The sequence below is a fragment of the Kitasatospora sp. NPDC006697 genome, assembly GCF_042869935.1.
Classification (GTDB): Bacteria; Actinomycetota; Actinomycetes; order Streptomycetales; family Streptomycetaceae; genus Kitasatospora.
In genome coordinates, this window is sequence record NZ_JBIAGU010000023.1 from 37,191 (window position 1) to 51,922 (window position 14,732).

General features: G+C 72.4%; 16 protein-coding genes and 2 pseudogenes. 12 read left to right on the top strand and 6 right to left on the bottom strand.

What is annotated here, in order from left to right; translation table 11 throughout:
• The first annotated feature begins 106 nt into the window (after positions 1-106).
• From ACFYNO_RS27895 to ACFYNO_RS27920, 6 genes are all read left to right on the top strand, one after another.
• Positions 107-778: a DNA polymerase beta superfamily protein gene (locus ACFYNO_RS27895; protein ID WP_388018535.1), complete on the top strand. Its 672-nt coding sequence runs from the start codon at positions 107-109 to the stop codon at positions 776-778.
• Positions 779-794: 16 nt separating this feature from the next.
• A complete protein-coding gene (locus tag ACFYNO_RS27900) occupies positions 795-1,073 on the top strand; it encodes a hypothetical protein (RefSeq protein ID WP_388018240.1) in 279 nt (92 codons plus the stop codon).
• Positions 1,070-1,918, top strand: a complete 849-nt coding sequence (locus ACFYNO_RS27905) for a GntR family transcriptional regulator (RefSeq protein ID WP_388018243.1) — start codon at positions 1,070-1,072, stop codon at positions 1,916-1,918. The genes ACFYNO_RS27900 and ACFYNO_RS27905 overlap by 4 nt, the downstream gene beginning before the upstream one ends.
• A gap of 25 nt (positions 1,919-1,943) precedes the next feature.
• Positions 1,944-2,540 carry a nucleotidyltransferase family protein gene (locus ACFYNO_RS27910; RefSeq protein ID WP_388018246.1) on the top strand — a complete coding sequence of 199 codons (597 nt, stop codon included), beginning with the start codon at positions 1,944-1,946 and terminating at the stop codon, positions 2,538-2,540.
• Positions 2,541-3,145: 605 nt separating this feature from the next.
• Positions 3,146-4,579 (top strand): mycofactocin biosynthesis glycosyltransferase MftF, encoded by a 1,434-nt coding sequence (gene mftF / locus ACFYNO_RS27915; protein ID WP_388018249.1) that lies wholly within the window; start codon positions 3,146-3,148, stop codon positions 4,577-4,579.
• A 10-nt stretch (positions 4,580-4,589) separates the two neighbouring features.
• Complete coding sequence (locus ACFYNO_RS27920) at positions 4,590-4,919, top strand: hypothetical protein (RefSeq protein WP_388018252.1); 330 nt, start codon at positions 4,590-4,592, stop codon at positions 4,917-4,919.
• Positions 4,920-5,004: 85 nt separating this feature from the next.
• Here the strand turns inward: ACFYNO_RS27920 and ACFYNO_RS27925 are convergent, their stop codons facing one another.
• Positions 5,005-5,544 carry a GNAT family N-acetyltransferase gene (locus tag ACFYNO_RS27925; protein ID WP_388018255.1) on the bottom strand — a complete coding sequence of 180 codons (540 nt, stop codon included), beginning with the start codon at positions 5,542-5,544 and terminating at the stop codon, positions 5,005-5,007.
• 935 nt (positions 5,545-6,479) lie between these two features.
• Here ACFYNO_RS27925 and ACFYNO_RS27930 point away from each other — a divergent pair.
• Positions 6,480-6,938, top strand: a complete 459-nt coding sequence (locus ACFYNO_RS27930) for a hypothetical protein (protein WP_388018258.1) — start codon at positions 6,480-6,482, stop codon at positions 6,936-6,938.
• A gap of 265 nt (positions 6,939-7,203) precedes the next feature.
• On the top strand, positions 7,204-8,277 hold the full coding sequence (locus tag ACFYNO_RS27935) for a VanZ family protein (RefSeq protein WP_388018538.1): 1,074 nt from the start codon (positions 7,204-7,206) through the stop codon (positions 8,275-8,277).
• A gap of 24 nt (positions 8,278-8,301) precedes the next feature.
• Here the strand turns inward: ACFYNO_RS27935 and ACFYNO_RS27940 are convergent.
• Together ACFYNO_RS27940 and ACFYNO_RS27945 are read right to left on the bottom strand one after the other, a co-directional pair.
• Positions 8,302-9,004 (bottom strand): annotated as a pseudogene (locus ACFYNO_RS27940) (IS701 family transposase); the annotation flags it as partial.
• Positions 9,003-9,434 (bottom strand): annotated as a pseudogene (locus tag ACFYNO_RS27945) (flavin reductase family protein); the annotation flags it as partial. The pseudogenes ACFYNO_RS27945 and ACFYNO_RS27940, both read right to left, overlap by 2 nt.
• A gap of 67 nt (positions 9,435-9,501) precedes the next feature.
• Here ACFYNO_RS27945 and ACFYNO_RS27950 point away from each other — a divergent pair.
• Positions 9,502-10,230 (top strand): ArsR/SmtB family transcription factor, encoded by a 729-nt coding sequence (locus ACFYNO_RS27950; RefSeq protein ID WP_388018261.1) that lies wholly within the window; start codon positions 9,502-9,504, stop codon positions 10,228-10,230.
• A 103-nt stretch (positions 10,231-10,333) separates the two neighbouring features.
• Here ACFYNO_RS27950 and pip read toward each other — a convergent pair whose 3' ends face one another.
• Entirely contained in the window at positions 10,334-11,302 is a 969-nt protein-coding gene (gene pip / locus ACFYNO_RS27955) for a prolyl aminopeptidase (RefSeq protein ID WP_388018264.1), read from the bottom strand.
• Positions 11,303-11,358: 56 nt separating this feature from the next.
• Positions 11,359-11,997, bottom strand: a complete 639-nt coding sequence (locus tag ACFYNO_RS27960) for a TetR/AcrR family transcriptional regulator (RefSeq protein WP_388018267.1) — start codon at positions 11,995-11,997, stop codon at positions 11,359-11,361.
• A gap of 78 nt (positions 11,998-12,075) precedes the next feature.
• Between ACFYNO_RS27960 and ACFYNO_RS27965 the strand changes: the two genes are divergently transcribed.
• The 3 genes from ACFYNO_RS27965 (at position 12,076) to ACFYNO_RS27975 (ending at position 14,268) form a co-directional block, all read left to right on the top strand.
• Positions 12,076-13,110 (top strand): hypothetical protein, encoded by a 1,035-nt coding sequence (locus ACFYNO_RS27965; protein ID WP_388018270.1) that lies wholly within the window; start codon positions 12,076-12,078, stop codon positions 13,108-13,110.
• A gap of 88 nt (positions 13,111-13,198) precedes the next feature.
• The gene (locus ACFYNO_RS27970) at positions 13,199-13,729 is read left to right on the top strand and encodes a GNAT family N-acetyltransferase (protein WP_388018273.1); all 531 of its coding nucleotides are present in this window, start codon (positions 13,199-13,201) and stop codon (positions 13,727-13,729) included.
• Complete coding sequence (locus ACFYNO_RS27975) at positions 13,726-14,268, top strand: MOSC domain-containing protein (RefSeq protein ID WP_388018276.1); 543 nt, start codon at positions 13,726-13,728, stop codon at positions 14,266-14,268. Before ACFYNO_RS27970 ends, ACFYNO_RS27975 begins: the two co-directional genes overlap by 4 nt.
• Before the next feature lie 21 nt (positions 14,269-14,289).
• On the opposite strand, the gene ACFYNO_RS27980 is transcribed toward ACFYNO_RS27975, so the two are convergent.
• Entirely contained in the window at positions 14,290-14,730 is a 441-nt protein-coding gene (locus tag ACFYNO_RS27980; RefSeq protein WP_388018279.1) for a MarR family transcriptional regulator, read from the bottom strand.
• Between the last annotated feature and the right edge of the window lie 2 nt (positions 14,731-14,732).

Genomic DNA, 14,732 nt, shown 5'->3' on the forward strand with positions numbered 1-14,732 from the left:
ACGCCTGGCGTCACTGCTACCCCTGCGGTCGCAAAACTCCTTGGCGCGGCCCGGCGCCGCCGACCTACGATCCTCGGCACCACCACAGCGAAGGAGCGTCGTGCCCATGAACATCCTGCTCTCCGGCATCGTCGGCTCCACCGCCTACGGCCTGGCGCACGCCGGTTCCGACATCGACCGGCTCGGCCTCTTCGCCGTGGCGACCGCCGACCTGCACGGCCTGCACCGGCCGACCGAGTCGAAGGTGACCACCAAGCCGGACCGCACCCTGCACGAGGCAGCCAAGTGGTGCCGCTTGGCGCTGAGTTGCAACCCCACCGCGATGGAGCTGGCCTGGCTGCCGGCGGAGCTGTACGAGGTGCGAACCCCGCTCGGGGACGAACTCATCGCCATCCGCGACTCGTTCCTCTCCGCCAACGCCGTCCGCAACGCCTACCTCGGCTACGCCACCCACCAGATCCGCAAACTCCAGTCCCGCGCCCAGCGCCCGCTCGACGACGAGGCCCGCGCCCGCTCCGCCAAGCACGCCCGCCACGTCCTGCGCCTGCTCCACCAGGGCGTCGGCCTGCACCGCACCGGCGAACTGACGATCCGCCTCTCCGACCCGGCCGCCCTGCGCGCCGAGGCCGAACGCATCGTCGCCGAGCCGCCCCTCGGCGAGGCCCACCTGGCCCGCGCGGAGGCGGAGTTCACCACCCCCGGCGTACTCCCGGCCCAGCCGGACGAACGCCCGGCGGAGGCATGGCTGCGCAAGGTGCGGGCGGAGTTCTACGGGTAGGGCGGAGAATGGCGGCATGCGAGACGGGCGCGATGACGAGACCACCAGCGAGATCCTGCGACGGCTGGCCCGCCGCCCGCCGACGTTGGTGAAGGTGGTGGGGTTGGTGCTGTGCCTCGCCGCCCTCAGCGTTGCTTTCGTCCCGGCGCCGTTCACGATGGTTCCGATCAGCCTGCTGGGCATCCCGTCGGCGGCATGGCTGATCCGGCGGGACCGCGTCCGCGCCCACGAAGCCGACGCCCGGACGGGGCAGACTGAGGGCGACCATCACACGCGGCGGATCCACACCGGATGAGAGGCGTCGCCCACCACGAACGGCAGCTCGACGGCGCCGCCGCTCTCGTCGAGGCGAGCGTGCATCAGCCGCTCCGAACTCGGCCGCGCGAGGATCAAGCCGTACGCGCCGCGCTGTGCAGCACTGAGCGGCAGCAGGCGTTCACTCGCATCACCGACCACTACCGTCGCCAGATACTGACCGGCGCACTCCCCGCCGGCAGTAGGCTGCCCAGCAACAAGGAGCTCGCCGCCCGCTGGGGCGTGGCGGTCGAGACGGTGCGCAAGGCGTCGTCGCAGCTCCAGGTGGAGAAGCTGATCCGGACCAGCCCGCGCGGCACCTTCGTCGCGGACGAGACGCCGGCGACGGCGAGCCCGGCGGACCGCTTGGCGGCGGTGCGGAACACGATGCGCAGCTTCATGGACGGCGAGACCTCGCTGGTGGCCGCCGCCCAGCTGGTGGTGCCGCCGGTCTACGTGGCCGACCTCTTCGACCTGGACCACGGTGACCAGGTGGTGCGCCGCGAGTACGTCGCCGGGCGCAGCAGCGTCCGTACGCTCTTCGCCGTCGACTGGTTCCCCGCGCCGTTCGCCGTGCTGGTCCCGGACCTGCTCAGCACCGCGCCCGGGAAGAACGACGGCTTGACGGCCCGGGTGCTGGAGGCCACCGGACGCTCCATCACCTCGGCGCGCGACGACATGCACGGCCGCGCCGCCGACGCCCGCGAGGCGGCGGCGCTCGGCTTGGCCGCCGGGGCGCCGATCCTCGCCGGTGCGACGCGCTGGAGCGACGACACCGGACTCATCCAGTACACCGAGTGGTGCCTGCCGACGCGGCTGACGATCGGTTACGAGTACGGGGTGTGACGGCCCCTCGTGGTAGGCATGACCGGTGATCGGTCGCCTCCCCCTCGATGAGCAGCTCGCCGCGCTGGAAGCCGCGCTCGCCCGCAACGACGTGCTGCTGGAGGTGCTGGACCGGGTCGGGGTGCTCGGGCTACCCGGGTGGTACGTCACGGCGGGGTGCCTGTTCCAGACTGTGTGGAACGTGGTCACGGACCGCCCGCCCACGCACGGCATCAAGGACTACGACGTCTTCTACTTCGACGCCACCGACCTCTCCTGGGAAGCCGAGGATGCCGTCATCCGTGCAGCCGCCGAGGCCTTCGCCGATCTGCCCGTGCACGTCGAGGTGCGTAACGAAGCGCGCGTGCACCTCTGGTACGAGCAGAAGTTCGGTGTCCCGTGCGCTCCGTACCCCTCCACCGAGGCGGCGATCGACAGCTTCGCCGCGACCACCTGCTGCCTCGGTGTGCGGCAGGAGCCGGACGGGCGGTGGCGGGTGTACGCGCCGCACGGGTTGGCGGATGTCTTCAACCTGGTCGTGCGGCCGAACCCGGTGCTCGCGCCGCGTGCCGTCTATGAGGCGAAGACGGCACGCTGGCGCCAGCAGTGGCCCGAGGTGACGGTGCTCGACTGGCCCGCGTGACTTCAGGGGCCGGTGGGCTTCGCGTGGCACTCCACCGTCACGTCCGCTTCGTAGCCCCCGTTGTACGATGAACGAAGAACTGGTGATGTCTTAATTCTGGCTCACCGCTGGCGGGATTCGCGCCCGCTGGGCGACCCGCCCCGCCAGCGCCCGTCCACCGGCCCGGGCCGCCGCCCCCGCCCAGAGCGCCAGCAGCGCCAGGCCGGTCCAGTGCCCGTAGGCCGTGGGCGGAGGGTCGGTGAAGCGCAGCGCGTAGTGGCCTACGCGGTCGGCGCCGTCGGCGCCCTCTGCACCGCGCCCGCCGCCCCGGCCCGACCCGGATCAACGGGCTGGCGCTGCCGGCCGGCGCCGCCCGGAGCTGCTACCCGCTGCTGGCGCCGGTCCCGCTGCTGGCCCTGGTCGGACTGGCCGCGCCCAGGCGGTGATCGCCGCCCACGAGTCCGGCTTCGTCGCCCCCCCCGGGGGGCGACTGACGTTCCCTCAACAGCAGTCTGTACAAACGATATTGGGTCTTGTCGCCGGACCCGCAGAGCCGCCATGCTGATCCGGCTACCCTCCCGTGCCGCCCCGGCTGGTCGGCCCCCCGCGATGTTCGAGGACACCCGGTGACTGACGAGCTGCCGCTGCCCGCTGCCTTCCGGCTGCGGGCCGACGATAATCTGACGGTGCATCAGGATGGGCGGGTGCTGCTCGGCGGCGCCCCCTACCGGCTGGTGCGGCTGGCCGGGCCCGCGGCCGCCCTGGTCGGCGAGTGGCTGGCCGGGAAGCCGGTCGGCGACGGCCGGGCGGCCGGGCTGCTGGCCCGGCGGCTGGTCCGGGCCGGGCTGCTGCACCCGGTGCCGCCGCTGGACGGGCCTCGGCCGGCGGTGACCGTGGTGGTGCCGGTCCGGGACCGGGCGGGGGAGCTGGCGCGCTGCCTGGCCGGACTGCCGGGCGGGGTGGCGGTGATCGTGGTGGACGACGCCTCCGCCGACCCGGAGGCCGTGGCCGAGGTGGTCCGGGCGGCCGGCGCCCGGCTGGTCCGGCGCCCCGTGAACGGCGGCCCGGCCGCCGCCCGCAACACCGGGCTCGCGCACGCCGGCACCGACCTGGTCGCCTTCCTGGACTCCGACTGCGTGCCCGGCCCCGACTGGATCGAGGGCCTGCTGCCGCACTTCGCCGACCCCGCCGTGGCCGTCGCCGCACCCCGGATCACCGCCGACCGGCCCGGCCAGGGGCTGTTCGCGCGGTACGAGAACGAGCACTCCGCGCTGGACATGGGCCCGCGGGAGTCGATCGTCCGCCCCGGCGCCGTGGTGAGCTACCTGCCCAGCGCGGCCCTGCTGGTCCGGCGTGCGGCCGTCGGGGCGGGCTTCGACGAGAGCATCCGGGTCGGCGAGGACGTCGACCTGGTCTGGCGGCTGGCCGCCGACGGCCACCACGTCCGCTACGACCCCTCGGTCACGGTCGGCCACCAGCACCGCACCCGGCCCCGGCAGTGGCTGGCCCAGCGCATCCAGTACGGCGGCTCGGCCGGACCGCTCGCCGTCCGCCACCCCGACAAGCTGCCCGCCGTCGCCGTGCCCGCGGCGAGCGCGGCCGCCTGGGCGCTGCTGGTGGCCCGCCGCCCGGTCGCCGCCGCCGCGCTCACCGCCGGGACCACCGCGCTGGTGGCCCACCGGCTGTCGGAGTGGAGCGACCGGCCCTGGCAGCAGGCGGCCCTGATCGGCACGGGCAGCACCCTGCGCACGGTCGAGGTGCTGGGCCGGACGGTGACCAGGGCCTGGTGGCCGCTGGCCGTCCCGCTCGCCGCCGCCGTACCCCGGCTGCGCCTGCCGCTCGCCGCCGCGGCCGTGCTGCCCACGGTGCTGGCGCACCGCCGCACCCGGCCCGCGCTCCCGCTGCTGCCCTGGGCGGCGGTCCGGCTGACCGACGACGTCGCCTTCAGCCTCGGTCTCTGGCGCAGCTGCCTGCGGGAGCGCACCACCCGGCCGATCCGCACCCGGCTCTGGTGGCACTCCCGCGACGGCGTCACCCCGTCGGGCGGCTGGGGCCGCTGAACGCCGCGGCGTGGCGCGCGCGCCAGTCGGCGAAGCTGCCCGGCTCGCGGCCGAGCAGTTGCCGTGCGGTGGCGGTGCGGAAGCCGGTGGTGTCGGCGCGCATCAGCGCGAAGCCCTCGATCAGCGCGTCCGCCAGCGGCCCGGGCGTGCCGCCGGGGAAGCGGGAGCGCAGCGCCTGCTCCGGGCTCGCCGCCGGGCGGACCTCGATCGGGCGGCCGAGCGCCGCCGCGAGGATGCCGACCTGCCCGGCGACGGTCAGGGCCTGACCACCGGTCAGCGCGTACTCGGCGCACTGGTGGCCGTCGCCGGTGACGACCAGCGAGGTGCTGACCTTCGCTGAGATCGTGATGGCAGGTCAGATCGAATCTCGCTGCTGTCGTTGTCCCGCTCTGAGCCCCCTACTTGTAAGAGGGGTGCTTCTGGCCTCAGGGCCGGTAGATGCACTCCGCGAGCGTTGCGTGCTTCTTCCAGCCCAGCGTCTCGTACAGCGCGCGCCCGGCGTCCGTTGCGCCGAGAACGCCGAGAACCGCGCCCTCCCGCAGGGCGTGGTCGGCGAGCGAACGCATCACGAAGCCGCCCAGTCCGCGCCGCCGGTGGGTCTCCTCCGTCACCACCCGGTCCACGACCACGGCCTCCCCAAGGACGGCCATCTGTCCCTTGGCAGCCTGCTCGCCTGCCGCATCCAGCACCCGGATGCAGGTGACGGCTCCTATGGTCTCGACAGTCGTGGTGTACCCGTCGGGTGGGGCCGGATGTGTGGCCATCAGGTCAACGGCCATCAGATGTCCGGTCTCCTTCCAAGCCACCACCCATGCACGGGGCAGCCAGGGTTCGATCTCCTCCGGTTCCGCGGGCATCTTCATCCAGGTCCGCGGTGCGGACACGGAGGCAGCGGCGCTGCGGACCAATGACTCCTCGGCCTCGGGGAGAACATGGCGCCCCACTTCGTCGGGGTTGTCGGCCACCTCGATGTAGTACCCCCAGAGCTTCTCGACCGGCGGGGGCGTCCGTCGGGACACTGCCCAGCCCGCCACCCAGGTCGTGACTATGTCCCCAACCATCAAGCCCTCCCGAAGCTGTGACCCCACCATCGGCAATGTAATAGCCATTACTACAGGGCACATATTACGTCACCCGAGGCCGACGGCACCTGCTTCAGCCGACGCTCAACTCGCCAGCTGAAGTACTCGGTCACAGGTGGCGGCCCCCCTTCGCTGTGACATGTTCAGTGGCTGGCGTCGGCCGGGCTGTCGGGCGCGGGCAGAGTGCCGTTGTGGGAGAGCCGGTGGAGGCTGAGCCGGGCGGCGGCGGGGCGCAGTGCGAGGGCAGCGGCGAGGCCGGCGGCGTCGTGACCGGGGCTCTGGCGGAGCTGCTGGAGGACGAGTTGGTCGGTGCGGGCGTCGGCGGCTCAAGCGGTGCGGTAGGCGGTGAGCGCCGCCGCGCCCGTGAGGGAGCAGGCCGACGGCGCACACCGCCTAGGTGCGGGAGAGCGCCGCGACGACTCTCCTTCGGCCGCAGGCACCGGTCCGCCGGCGAGTTGATGACACGTCGCGAGTGCTGGATCTACTCGTTGCTCACGAATGTGGGTGGGACGGGAAGTGTGCTGGGAGTGACGGATGGTGTCACAGTTGCCGGGATACACCCAGGTCAAGCCCATGTGACACACGCCATAGTCGCAGTTTGTGACCTTGTCGTCACGGTCGTTCCGGGTATATCCGATCATGTCCTAAAGTGGAACTGACGTACCGTCAGGATGCTTGCACAATGACTTACGTGTCCGAAAGGAAGTAGCTGAGTCACATCGATTTGTGGGCGTAGGTTCTTGGTTAAGCCGACCGGGGGGAATCCGGACCTCTTCGAGGACAGGCACACCAACAGCCCTAGAACTCAGGAGAAGAAAATGATGCGTCGCGCAGCGGCCCTCATTGTCACCGCGGCGGCATTCGCCGCAGTCTTCAGCACCAACTCTGCTCAGGCGGCCACGCCCACGCCCGCCAAGGGCGGCGTCAGCATCGCGGTCAACGACGGTTCGTCGGTGAGCCACGGCGGCGTCATCCCGAACGTCAGCACGCAGCTCTCGAACGGTGTCCTGTCGTTCTGGGCCAACCCCAACGGGAACGGGACCTACAGCCCCAACATCCAGTACCAGAAGACCGGTGGCGGCACGATCAACGCGGAGTTCTACTACGTGGCCGACGGCGGGCAGAACTGGGACCTGGGCGGTTTCACCCAGTCCTCGGGCCAGACCAGGTCCTACCAGTGGCCCGCCCGCTCGAACCCGTACAACTGCAACATCTACGGCGGCCTGAGCGTCGTGGGCCAGGGCGACTTCCTGACCCCGCAGGTCTGGGCCTGCTGAGCACTTGCCCTCCAGCCCGGAGCCACTTCTGTGGCTCCGGGCGTTCCCGCATGAAAGCTGAACCATGATCGACGCAATCTGGCGCGCTGTCCCTACGATCGGCCCGGTCTTCGCTGGGCTCGCCCTACTGTTCGCTGTGGCGGCGGCCTTGCTTGCTCGCCGGATTGGCCGGCCCGTGATCCCTGCAGTGTGCTGGGGCCTATTCCTCGCATTAGAGGTAGCCGCAACACTGACCCCATCGAACTCGGGGGACCGGGGTCATCCGATGTGCTCCATCGGGAGCGCATCATTCACAGACGCCTTCAACGAACAGGGGTGGATGAACATCGCCCTGTACGTACCACTGGCGTTCTGCGGCGTATGGGCGTTCGGCCGATGGGAAGCGAATCTCGCTGCCTATGTCGTCTTGTCAGCTGCAACCGAGGTCACGCAGACGCTCGCCGGCACCGGCAGGGCATGTGACCTCGCCGACTTCCTCGACAACTCCGCCGGTGCCGCCGTAGGGGTGGCGGCAGCCATCGCCTGGATCGTGCTGCACCACCGCCGCATGCGAGCAAATATGCGAAGCGCCCTGCAAGGGGCGGTGATTCTCGGAACTGGACTAGCGGCAGTCGCTGCCGTCTTCCTCGCATCGCCAATTCGTATCTACTCCGACGTAGTGATGCCAAGCATTCCGCATCCTGACATTGCCGTCGCCCGCCAGGCTGCCGAAAAGCTATTCGGTCCCCAGGTCCACGTCGAAACAACAAAGCTGGCACCGGACCCTTCGGTCGGCCCGGGCCCACGTCTCGCAGTCACGACCGATGCGGGAAGTTTCCAGTTGCTGTGGCCGAGCCAGCAATTGGCCGAGATGGCTTCCGCGAACCTCCGGGCTGATGACGGAAATCTGACTGCCAGTCAGATGGAGGCGATCGGCAACCAGTTCATCAGCACCTGGTTCCCGAATGGAATCGGTGACGCGCAGCGAACGGCCAGTCCCGCCGGAAAGCAAGGCGAAGCCCGAGCGATTTCGTATCGTCGCCACAATGCCGATGGCGTGCTGATGCCTCTGCGCCTCGATGTCATGATCTCCGCCGGGGGTCGGGTGATGTCCGCCAGGGCGCTGTTGACTCCCGATCCCCAACTCCCGCACCCCACTGTCTCTCAGGAGATCGCCGAACAGCAGGCAGTAAGAGAAAACCCGGGAAGCCGTGCGACTGACGCCTTTCTGCTTGCCAAGCAAATCGGCGGCCAGTGGCGCCCCTGTTGGTTTGTCAGCCTGTCAAGTTCCGGGCAGGATCAGTCTTCCTCTCCCAGCGTCTACATCGATGGCCTGTCGGGCGCCGTAGTCAGCGCCTAATACTCCAGCCCTAGATCATGATTTTCATGGTTGGAGTGCGGCCTGCCGCCGGTAGTGGCACTGGCGCGCACGGGCCTGGTGAGGTCGTCGCCAGTATGACCAGCGCAGTCGGTGTGCGAGGTCTTGGACGGGGCAGATCACGGCTGCGAACAGGTGCTGGATCTCGTTGCCGGTCATGGGTATCAGGCCGTCGAGGGTTGGCCGGTCGTGACGTTCGGCGGCCGTGGTGACGGCCAGGAAGGCGTGGGTGAGCATGGCGAGGGTGACCCAGCGGTGCCAGGAAGTCCAGCGCCGCCCGGCCATCCCACCAGCTCGGAGAGAGGTACCGGTCTGGGTGAGAAGCAGCGATAGAAGGCGAGTTCGCCCTTGGCGCCCGCTCGGGCCGAGTGTCGCTGCCAGGCCTGCTTGGGGATCTTCGCCACGAGGGCCTTCGCCGCGAACTTCCCAGCGCGTGTGATGACTTGGTGGGTGCTGGAGACGGCCAGCACGTCGCCGATCGGGCGGGCTTCGAGTGCGGCTCGCAGATGCGGGTTGTCGCCGTAGACCTCGTCGCCCGCGACCCAGCGGGCGGGTGTCCCCGCGTCCACGCCGACCGTGGCGGTGCCCTTCCTCAGGTCGCCGGTCTCGTCGACCACGAGCACCGCCGCATCGTCGAGCAGGTGTCAACCACGCAGGTGCGTACGTCGTCGCGGACCGCGTCGGCGTCCCACTTCGCACGGTGCAGCAGGAGCTACCCGGACGGCCCGGGCCTCCAGCTGTAGCGGGCACTCGGCGACCCGCGGCGGCCGGACCAGCTCGGCCGGGCGCGGGTGCAGGCCGGCGGCGCCGAACTTGTCCGGCTCGGACCGGAAGACGGCACGCTTGCCCGCCGGGACGGGGTCGCGCCCGGTCAGCGGGGCCAGGCGCTCCACGGCCGGCCACTGCTCGGGGCCGGGCAGGTTGACCACCAGGTCCGGGCGGGCGGCCAGGTTCCGCGCGCTCTGCGACTGCGCGCCCATGCCGAGCACCAGTACCCGGCCCAGCGCCCAGGCCGAGGACATCGGCGCGAGGTTGGCGCCGCCGTCCGCGTTCTCCGTGGCGAGCAGCACGACCGGCGTGCCGAAGTACAGGATGCTGGGGGCGACGGTCAGGTGGGCGGCGGGCGCGATGGTGTTCATGGGGCCGACGGTAGGGCCGGGATGCTTCGGCCCCGGCCGAAGCATCCCGGGTGCAGGATGGGAGGCGATGAACAGCCACGACCCCCACCGCCGGCCGCCGCACACCGACGGCCCCGACCTCGCCGCCCTGGCCGGGCTGCTCGCCGACGGCACCCGCGCCACCTTCTGCCTGGCGCTGCTGGACGGCCGCGCCTGGACGGCGAACGAACTCGCCCGGCACGCCGGGGTGGCGCCCTCCACCGCCACCGGGCACCTGAACCGGCTGGTCGCCGGGGGCCTGCTCACCGAGGAACGGCAGGGCCGGCACCGCTACGTCCGCCTCGCCGACCCGGAGACCGCCGACCTGATCGAGCACCTCGCCGCCCGCGCACCCCGCCGCGCCGACCCGCCGAACTCCCTGCTCGCCGTCCACCGCGGACGCGCCCTGGCCCGCGCCCGCACCTGCTACGACCACCTGGCCGGCACCCTCGGGGTGGCGATCACCACGGCGATGACCGGCCGCGGACTGCTCAGCTGGGAGCACGGGCTGAGCCTGACCCCGGCGGGCGCCGCCTGGCTCACCGGCCTCGGCATCGCCCTGCCCCCCGCCACCCGGCGCCCACCCGTCCGCTCCTGCCTGGACTGGACCGAACGCCGCCCCCACCTGGCCGGCGCCGCGGGCGCCGCGCTCTGCGCCCACGCCTTCGCGGCGGGCTGGGTCGAGCCCGTCGGCACGGGACGCGCGGTGGCGCTCACCACGCTCGGCGAGCGGGTGCTGGCGGAGGGGATCGGCCTGAGCTGGGCGGCGGGGGAGTAGCCTGGCGGAGCGTCAGGGAGACCTGGTGCGCTCCCCGTTCCGGTCTCGGCGGTGGCCGCCGCCGAACGGGCGTGTCCGGCGGCGGCCGTCAGCGGTGGGCGGCTCAGAATCCGGTCTTCGCGAACCGCGCCAGCGCCGCCACCACCGCCTCGCTCATCGCGTCGCTGCCCGTGTGCCCGGAGTCGTCGACGATCGTCAGCTCGGCGTCCGGCCAGGCCTTCGCCAAGTCCCAGACCGCCTGCAGCGGCAGGCCCAGGTCCAGCTTGCCCTGCACCAGGACGCCCGGGATGCCCGCCAGGCGGTGGGCGTCGCGCAGGAGTTGGCCGTCCTCCAGGAAGGCGCCGCGGCTGTAGTAGTGGGCGCAGAGCCGGGCCAGGGTGAGCAGGGCGTCGTCGGGGCGGTTGCTGTAGGCGCCGGGGTGGCCGTTCACCTCGTGGGCGATGACCGCGTCCTCCCAGGTGCACCAGTCGCGGGCGGCCTGCATCCGCACCGCCGGGTCCGGGTGCGCGTTGAGCAGCCGGTCGTAGGCGGCGAGCAGGTCGCCGCCGCGGTCCGCCTCCGGCAGTGCGTCGCGGAACGCCTCCCAGGCGCCCGGCAGCAGCCGGCCGACGCCGCGGTAGAGCCAGTCGATCTCGTCGGCCCGGCCGGTGAAGACGCTGACCAGCACCAGTTCGGTCACCCGCTCCGGGTAGCGCTGCGCGTAGGCCAGGGCGAGCGTCGGCCCCCAGGAGCCACCGAAGATCAACCAGCGCTCCACGCCCAGGTGTTCACGCAGCAGCTCCATGTCGGCGATCAGGTGCCCGGTGGTGTTGTGCTCCAGGCTCACCGCCGGGTCCGAGGCGGGCGGCAGGCTGCGGCCGCAGTTGCGCTGGTCGAACCTGATGATCCGATAGGCGGCCGGATCCAGCGAGGAGGTGTCGCCGTGCCGCCCGCCGCCGCCGGGGCCGCCGTGCACGATGACCACGGGCTTGCCGGCGGGGTTGCCGCGGGTCTGCCAGTAGATCCGGTTGCCGTCTCCGACGTCGAGCAGGCCCTCCTCGGTCGGCGGGTCCAGCGGGAAGAGTTGAACCATGGTGTGCTCCTCCAGGAAATGCGCTCGGGCACAAACTGCCAAGCGTAGGGGAGCAGTTAGCAGATGTCGCCGGGATTTCCGCGGCCCCGGACCAGCGGCAGGAACACCTCGTCGACGATCTCCACCAGCACCGGATCGGGCACCGCGGGCTCGCCCCGGAGCACGTACTCGTTGCGCAGCAGGGCACTGGGCAGGGCCGCCACCCGGGGGTGGCGGGCCCCGGGAGGTGCCTCGCCGCGGGCCACGGCGCGTTCGATGACGGTGAGCCAGGCGGTGTCGTGCGCGGTCGGGCCGCCGTCGGGGTCGCGCAGCTCGGCGAGCAGTCCGGGGGTGCCGCCGGCCGCCGCGAGCAGGCCGCGCAGGATCTCGCCGAGCGGGGAGGACCAGGTGCGGTTGGCGAGCCGGAGCAGTTCCAGGGCGTCGGTGCGCAGCGCGCCGGTGTCGGGCGGGGCGGTCCGCTCGTCCGCGAGCCGGCGGTAGGCGGCGACGCCGAGGGCGACCCGGTTGGGCCAGCGGCGGTAGACGGCGTTCTTGTTGGTGCCCGCGCGGCGGGCGACCTCGTCCATGGTCAGCCCGGGCACCCCGGACTCCAGCAGGATCCCGACGGCCGCGCCCAGGATGGCCTCCTCCAGCGCCGCCCCGCGCCGCCGGGTCGCCGCCGCCTGCCCCGAGTCCTGCCGAGATCCGCTGCTCACCGGGGCATCGTACGCCCGCCCACCGCTTAGGGTACGCTCCGTACCGTAAAGCGTCCGGCACGATACCAGGGGGCAGTCATGCGCGCGTTCGGCATCAACTACGACGCCGGCTTCAGCACCGGCGGAACCACCACGCACGAGCCCTTCGACCCCGAGCAGGTCCGCCGGGAGATGCGGGTGATCCGCGAGGAACTGCACTGCGACGCCGTGCGGATCACCGGCGCCGACCCCGGCCGGCTGGAGACCGCGGGCCGGTGCGCGGCCGAGGCGGGCCTGGAGGTCTGGCTCTCGCCGTTCACCAACGGGCTGACGGCGGATCAGCTGCTCGCCCTGCTGGCCGACTGCGCCGAGCGCGCGCAGCGGCTGCGCGCCGCCGGGGCCGAGGTGGTGCTGCTCACCGGCTCGGAGATCTCGCTCTTCACCGACGGCTTCCTGCCCGGCGGCACGCTCGACGAGCGGGTCGCCGTGCTCACCGACCCGGCGCGGCTGCGGACGGTGCTGCCCGAACTGCACCAGCGGCTCAACGCCTTCCTCGCCCGCGCCTTGGCGGCGGCCCGGCAGCGGTTCGACGGCCGGATCGGCTACGCCTCGCTGCCGTTCGAAGGGGTGGACTGGACGCCCTTCGACCTCGTCGCCACCGACGCCGGCTACCGCGACGCGGGCAACGCCGACCAGCTCGACCCGGGCATCCGCGCCCTGTGCTCGCACGGGCGCCCCGCCGCGGTCACCGAGTTCGGCTGCGGCAGCTACCGGGGCGCGGGCGCCGAGGGCAGCCGCGGCGACACGGCGGTCGAGTACGACGAGCGGGGCCGCCCGGTCCGCCTCACCCGCCCGCTGGTCCGCGACGAGCAGGAGCAGGCCGCCCACCTGCGCGACCTGCTCGGCGTCTTCGACCGCTCCGGCCTGGACGCGGCCTTCGTCTACACCTTCGCCCGCTACGACCTGGCTCATGACCCGGACGTCGACGGGCTCGACTTCGACCGCGCCTCCTTCGGCATCGTCAGGGTCCTCGCCCCCGGCCGCGAGAGCACCACCCACCCGGGTCTGCGCTGGGAGCCGAAGGCCGCCTTCCACGCACTCGCGGAGTTCGGCCGCGCCCGCCGGGCGGACTGAGGCACCGTCGGACCGTGCGGTGTGGGGACGGGCGGCGGCCGGAGAATAATCCCCGAGCCGTGCGAGCACGTCCCGATAAGATCATCGGGTGGCCATCGACTACCTCCAGCGCGGCGAACGCGTCGCCCTCCGGTATCTGCGCATCACGGACCGGCAGGAGTACACCCGCCTCGCCCGGGAGAATCGCGAGCTGCACCACCCCTGGCTCGCCCCGCCGGCCACGCTGGAGGAGTTCGACGCCTACGTCGCCCGGTTCGCCGATCCGTCCCGCGCCGGGTTCGCGATCTGCCTCCCGGAGACGGACGCGCTGGCCGGCTACGTCGCGATCAACAACATCGTGCAGGGCGCCTTCCGCAGCGGGGCGCTGGGCTACGGCGCGTTCGTGTCCGGGCGCGGGCTGGTGACCGAGGGGATCGGGCTGCTGCTCCGGCACGCCTTCGGGCCGATGGGCCTGCACCGGTTGGAGATCAACGTGCAGCCGGGCAACACCGCCTCGATCGCGCTGGCCAAGCGGCTGGGCTTCCGGCTGGAGGGCATCTCGCCCGACTTCCTCTTCATCGACGGCGCCTGGCGCGACCACGAGCGCTGGGCCCTCACCGCAGGGACGGCGACCCGGTGAGGGGCACGGTCCGGGCCGTCAGCAGCAGCGGCGAGTACACCTTCACCAAGCCGACCCGTCCGGCGATCACCCTGCTGGCCGGGCTCGGCGTCGAGGGCGACGTGCACGCCGGGGTCACCGTCAAGCACCGCTCCCGGGTCGCGCGGGACCCCTCGGTGCCGAACCTGCGGCAGGTCCACCTGATGCACGAGGAACTGTTCGCCGAGGTGGCCGCGGACGGGTTCGCCGTCCGCCCGGGCGACCTCGGGGAGAACATCACCACCGCCGGGATCGACCTGCTGGGCCTGCCCGAGGGCACCCTGCTGCACCTCGGCGCGTCCGCCGTGGTCGAGGTGACCGGCCTGCGCAACCCCTGCCCGCAGATCGACGCCTTCCAGCGCGGGCTGATGAAGCGGGTGGTCTACCGGGACGAGCAGGGCGCGGTGGTGCGGCTGGCCGGGATCATGGGCGTGGTGCGGGTGGGCGGCGAGGTCCGTCCCGGCGACGCGATCCGGGCCGAGCTGCCGGCCGGGCCGCATCGGCCGCTGGAGATGGTCTGACCCGACGCCAGGGCGTGGGGCTCAGGCGGCCGCGGCCAGCTCGGCGTCGGCCCGCTCGGTGATCGCGGTCAGCAGGCGCGCGGCGGTCTCCAGCTGGTCGGCGGGGAACCCGGCGTAGAGCCGGGTGACCAGCGCGGCGGTGGCCTCCCGGATGGAGCGGCCGAGCTCGGTGCCCGTCTCGCTGAGCCGCAGCCGGCCGCCCTCGGCGGGGGCCAGCAGGCCGGCCGCGACCAGCTCGGCCACCACGGCCTCGGCGGCCGGACGGGCGATCTTCAGACCGGCCACCAGCTGGCCGGCCAGCTGCTCGGGGGCGATCTCGCCGCCCGCGGCGTGCGTCGCGTTGAGCGCGAGCGACTGCTGGAAGCTGGTTCCGGTGCGGGCCAGCTCGCGCTCCAGCAGGGCACGCGTGGCGTGGTGGGCCCGGCCGATGACCTGGCCGTTGAGTGCGGGGGTGCTGGACATGG

Coding starts and splice junctions, on each gene's coding strand:
- pip (WP_388018264.1), bottom strand. CDS start 11,302: ATGGTTCAACTCTTCCCGCTGGACCCGCCGACCGAGGAGGGCCTGCTC.
- ACFYNO_RS27900 (WP_388018240.1), top strand. CDS start 795: ATGCGAGACGGGCGCGATGACGAGACCACCAGCGAGATCCTGCGACGG.
- ACFYNO_RS27905 (WP_388018243.1), top strand. CDS start 1,070: ATGAGAGGCGTCGCCCACCACGAACGGCAGCTCGACGGCGCCGCCGCT.
- ACFYNO_RS27965 (WP_388018270.1), top strand. CDS start 12,076: ATGCGCGCGTTCGGCATCAACTACGACGCCGGCTTCAGCACCGGCGGA.
- ACFYNO_RS27895 (WP_388018535.1), top strand. CDS start 107: ATGAACATCCTGCTCTCCGGCATCGTCGGCTCCACCGCCTACGGCCTG.
- ACFYNO_RS27980 (WP_388018279.1), bottom strand. CDS start 14,730: ATGTCCAGCACCCCCGCACTCAACGGCCAGGTCATCGGCCGGGCCCAC.
- ACFYNO_RS27930 (WP_388018258.1), top strand. CDS start 6,480: ATGATGCGTCGCGCAGCGGCCCTCATTGTCACCGCGGCGGCATTCGCC.
- ACFYNO_RS27935 (WP_388018538.1), top strand. CDS start 7,204: ATGTGCTCCATCGGGAGCGCATCATTCACAGACGCCTTCAACGAACAG.
- ACFYNO_RS27950 (WP_388018261.1), top strand. CDS start 9,502: ATGAACAGCCACGACCCCCACCGCCGGCCGCCGCACACCGACGGCCCC.